Origin of the sequence: Mesorhizobium sp. M7A.F.Ca.CA.002.04.1.1, from assembly GCF_004022805.1 — a bacterium.
In the GTDB taxonomy this organism is placed as follows: domain Bacteria; phylum Pseudomonadota; class Alphaproteobacteria; order Rhizobiales; family Rhizobiaceae; genus Mesorhizobium; species Mesorhizobium ciceri.
This window is the reverse complement of sequence record NZ_RZPL01000684.1, coordinates 1-3,046: the sequence shown is the minus strand read 5'-3', so window position 1 is coordinate 3,046 and position 3,046 is coordinate 1. Positions and strand designations below refer to the sequence as shown.

Annotated in this window: 4 protein-coding genes; all 4 read right to left on the bottom strand. The window is 65.1% G+C overall.

What is annotated here, in order from left to right; all coding sequences use genetic code 11:
• Positions 1-376 (bottom strand): CoA transferase (locus ENZ75_RS26735; RefSeq protein WP_206617110.1); only part of this gene is annotated, 376 nt, incomplete at its 3' end.
• Between the two features lie 15 nt (positions 377-391).
• Entirely contained in the window at positions 392-1,915 is a 1,524-nt protein-coding gene (locus ENZ75_RS26730; protein ID WP_013529613.1) for a tripartite tricarboxylate transporter permease, read from the bottom strand.
• 4 nt (positions 1,916-1,919) lie between these two features.
• Positions 1,920-2,456: a tripartite tricarboxylate transporter TctB family protein gene (locus ENZ75_RS26725; RefSeq protein ID WP_063168998.1), complete on the bottom strand. Its 537-nt coding sequence runs from the start codon at positions 2,454-2,456 to the stop codon at positions 1,920-1,922.
• Positions 2,457-2,595: 139 nt separating this feature from the next.
• Positions 2,596-3,046: tripartite tricarboxylate transporter substrate-binding protein (locus ENZ75_RS26720; RefSeq protein ID WP_281061288.1), on the bottom strand; the 451-nt coding region annotated here is incomplete at its 5' end.

Here is a 3,046-nt window from a genome sequence, read left to right as displayed (position 1 = left end):
CGCAATAGACGAGGCCCGGACGGACCGTCTTCAGTGCCTCGTAGCCAAGCCCCAGCCGATCCATCACGCCGGGGCGGAAATTCTCCACCAGTGCGTCGGCGCTGGCCACCAGATCGAAAAAGCGCTCGCGATCGGCTTGCTTCTTGAGGTCGAGCACAACCGACCGTTTGCCGGCGTTCTGAGCCAGGAACGAGGCGCCCATGCCGGCGCTGTTCAGCTTTGCCGAGCCGCCGAGCTGGCGGGCGAGGTCGCCGCCTTGCGGCGCCTCGACCTTGATCACGTCGGCGCCCAGCAGCGCCAGCTGATAGGCACAGTAGGGACCGGCCAGGACATTGGTCAGGTCGAGGACGCGAATACCGGAAAGCAGTTCTGTCATGGCATCAGGGATCGATCAGGCATCGCCGGGCACATGCTCCGGTCCGCGCCGACGACGATGCTCGATGAAGGCCCAGATATGCGGGCCGGCGAGACCGATGAAGGCGAGCGTCAGCAGTGTCAGCGACAGTTTGTGGGTGTAGAACACGGACCAGTCGCCATTCGAGATAGTCATCGCCCGGCGGAACTGGGTTTCGGCGAGCGGCCCAAGGATCATGCCGATGATGACAGGCGCGGTCGGAAAATCGAACCGCCGCATCAGGAAACCGGCGGCCCCCAGCAGATAGAGGATGACGAGGTCGATGGGCGATTGCGAAATGCCATAGGTGCCGACCGTGGCGAACACCAGGATGCCGGCATAGAGCTGCGGCGCCGGGATTTTCAGCAGCCGCACCCACAGCCCGATCAGCGGCAGGTTGAGGATGACCAGGATGACGTTGGCGATGAACAGGCTGGCGATCAGCCCCCAGACGAGGTCGCCCTGGGTCGTCAAAAGCAGTGGTCCGGGATTGATGCCGTAGCTCTGGAACGCCGACAGCATGATCGCCGCCGTCGCCGAGGTCGGCAGGCCAAGCGTCAGCATCGGCACCAGCACGCCGGCTGCGGACGCATTGTTGGCGGCCTCGGGGCCGGCAACGCCTTCGATGGCGCCGACCGTGCCGAACTCCTGCTTGTGCTTCGACAGCTTCTTTTCGATGGCATAGGACAGGAAAGTCGGGATTTCGGCGCCGCCCGCCGGCATGGCGCCGATCGGGAAGCCGATCGCGGCGCCGCGTAGCCAGGGTTTCCACGAACGCCCCCACTCGGCCGCCGTCATGTAGAGCGAGCCCTTCAGCGGCACGATCTCGTCCTTGCCGGCATAGCGGCGCGAGGCCATGTACAGCGTCTCGCCGACCGCAAACAGGCCAACGGCGGCGATGATGACGTCGACGCCGTCGAGCAGTTCGGTCATGCCGAAGGTGAAGCGCGGCTGGCCGGTCTGCAGGTCGACGCCGATCATGCCGATGACGAAGCCTGCGAACAGGCTGGTCAGGCCGCGAACGGAAGACGAGCCGAGCACCGCCGAGACGGTGATGAAGGCCAGCACCATCAGCGAGAAATATTCGGCCGGACCGAAGGCCAGCGCGAATTTGACCACCACCGGCGCCAGGAAAGCGACGCCCATCGTGCCGATCGTGCCGGCGACGAACGAGCCGATCGCCGAAGTGGCGAGGGCTGCACCGCCGCGGCCGGAACGCGCCATCCTGTTGCCTTCCAGCGCGGTGACGATGGTGGCGCTTTCGCCGGGCGTGTTGAGCAGGATCGACGTCGTCGAGCCGCCGTACATGGCGCCGTAATAGATGCCGGCAAACAGGATGAAGGATGCCTCCGGCGCCACCTGATAGGTGATCGGCAAAAGCAGCGCGATGGTCAGCGCCGGCCCAAGACCGGGCAGCACACCGATGGCGGTACCAAGCGTGGTGCCGAGCAGGCACCACAGAAGGTTGACCGGGGTGAAGGCGACCGAGAAGCCATGTGCCAGATGTCCGAGCGTTTCCATGGCGTCAGCCCCTCAACATGGTGATGAACGCATCGATGACCGTGTTCAGCTGGTTCTCGATGAAACCGGCACCGATGTTGACGCCGAGCGCCCTGGCGAAGCCGAAATAGGCGGCCAGCGCCAGGATAAGGCCGAGCACGACGTCCCGCAGCGTACGCTTGCTGCCGAAGCCGTAGCAGACGAGCACGAACATGATGACGGATGCCGCCGTGAAGCCGAGCGGTTGGATGAGCAGCAGATTGGCGATCAGGCCGATAACGACGAAGCCCATTGCCTTCCAGTCGGTCGGCGTCTCCTTTTCCTCCTCCGGCTGCCAGCCGCCGCGAAGCGCGGCAAGGATGAGCAACAGCGAAAGTACCACCAGGCCAACCATGGTAAGGTAGGGAAAGACGGTCGGGCCGACCTTGGAGTAGAGCGGCGACACCGGGATCGCCAGCGTCTGCCAGGCGACGGCGCCGGCGCAGGCCAGGAGCCCGATGCCTATCAACAATTCCGGCACGGCAAGCCGCGACGGCGCCGCCTGCTGGTCGCTGGTGCTCATGATTGTCCTCCCCAGGAGAGCTGGCCAAGTATGGTTGGCGGAAATGCCCGGCGCCGCATGCTTGCTCCCCACCGCAGGGTCATGCCGGCTTGCATTTCATGCGAGAAGGGGCGACCTGCGCCGCCCCTATGACGATGGATCAGGCGAGCCCGAGATCCTTCAGGATCGCCTCGATGCGGGCTGAATCCTCGGTGACGAACTTCGCATAGTCGTCGCCGGTGAGCAGGATCGGCGTCCAGTTGCGGTTCTTGCATTCGGTCGCCCACGCGTCGCTCTTGGCCATGGTCTCGATCAGGGTGATCATCGCTGCCTTGTCGGCGTCGGAAATACCCGGCGGTGCGAAGACGCCGCGCCAGTTGAACAGTTCGACATCGATGCCGGCCTCCTTCAGCGTCGGCGCATCGATGCCGTCCTGGCGCTTGTCTGCCGAGATGGCGAGCAGCCGCAGCGCGCCCGCCTTGACCTGCTCGGAGAACTCGCCAAAGCCGGAGATGCCGGCCGCGACCTGGTTGCCGAGCAGCGCCGACAACGCCTCACCGCCGCCGGCGAACGGCACGTAGGACAGGTTTGTCGCCGGCACGCCGACAGTC